The organism is Kocuria sp. CPCC 205235 (assembly GCF_040980905.1).
Classification (GTDB): Bacteria; Actinomycetota; Actinomycetes; order Actinomycetales; family Micrococcaceae; genus Kocuria; species Kocuria carniphila.
Genome location: NZ_JAVKPR010000069.1, coordinates 1 through 1,345, shown reverse-complemented (window position 1 = coordinate 1,345; position 1,345 = coordinate 1). Strand labels below are relative to the sequence as shown.

Genomic DNA, 1,345 nt, shown 5'->3' with positions numbered 1-1,345 from the left:
GCTAAAAGGTCCGGGAACGGGAGCGGGTGCCTCACGTAAGAATGTCCGCGTAGTTCCCTGGGGTGATGAGCAGGGAGTTGTCGATGGCGTCGCGCCGTGAGATCACGAAGAAGTTCGCCCGCGAGTACGCGAAGGCGGGCAAGGTCGAGAAAAGCCGACTGCTGGATGAGTTGGTGCATGCCACGGGCTGGACTCGTGATCATGCCCGTCGCGCGATCCGCGCCGCGAACACGCGCAAGGGCGCTGCGAGCCAGCAGCAACGCAAGCCGCGGCCACGGAAGTACTCCTACGACGCGCTGGTCGTGTTACAGGAGGTATGGCGGCTGTCTGGCCAACCCTCGGGGAAGTACCTGGCCGCGATCATGGACGACACCCTCGAACGGCTGGTCCGGTTTCGGGAACTGGGCAAAGTCGAACCACGCCTTACCCCGGAGGTGTTGAACGAGGTGCAATCGATGAGTGCGGCAACGATCGACCGGTACCTGAAGCCGCACAAGGACGCCGCGTACCCGATTGCGTTGTCGGGCACGAAACCATCGCATATTCTGCGTTCGTCGGTCCCGACGCGCACCAGCATGGACGCCCCACTCACCACTGCGGGGTTCCTGGAGCTGGACACCGTCGCGCACTGCGGCCACACTCTCAAGGGCGAGTTCTTGCGCACTCTGACGGGCACCGACCCGGTGGCGGGGTGGACAATGCTGCGCACGATCCGCAACAACGCCTACGTCCACATCCACGGTGCCCTCGAATGGATGCGCTCCCACGCCCCCGTCCCGGTCGCCGGGGTGGACTTCGATAACGGGTCGGAGTTCATGAACTGGGGTGTGATCGCCTGGGCCGACACGCACGAGATCCCCGTCACCCGGGGCCGTCCCTACAAGCACAACGACAACGCCCACGTCGAGCAACGCAACGGCGACTGGGTCCGCAGACATGCGTTCCGCTACCGCTACGAGACCAAGCACGAGATGGATCTGCTCAACGAGCTCTGGGGCCTGGTGATGGCCCGCAAGAACTACCTCCTGCCCTGTGTGAAAGCCGTGGACTGGGCCCACACGAAAGCCGGGCGGAAGAAGCGGATCTACGACGCCCCGCGCACCCCCTACCAGCGGCTGCTCGACGCCGGCGTCCTCGACACCAAGACCACCGACCGCCTAACCCGCGAACACGAAACACTCAACCCAGCACAGATCACCCGACGGATCACCCAGATCCAGCAGCAACTCATCGAATTAGCCGCCGCACGCACCCAGGGCACCCGCCCCGCCGCGTGAGCTACGCGGACATTTCACCTGAGGCAAGCACGAACACCATCCGGACATCTTGACATGAGGCAAGACGC

General features: G+C 64.2%; 1 protein-coding gene. It reads left to right on the top strand.

The genetic code is table 11. The features are described 5' to 3' along the window. Nucleotides 1–83: 83 nt before the first annotated feature. On the top strand, nucleotides 84–1,277 hold the full coding sequence (locus tag RF638_RS15980; RefSeq protein WP_202976233.1) for an integrase: 1,194 nt from the start codon (nucleotides 84–86) through the stop codon (nucleotides 1,275–1,277). Nucleotides 1,278–1,345: the final 68 nt, after the last annotated feature.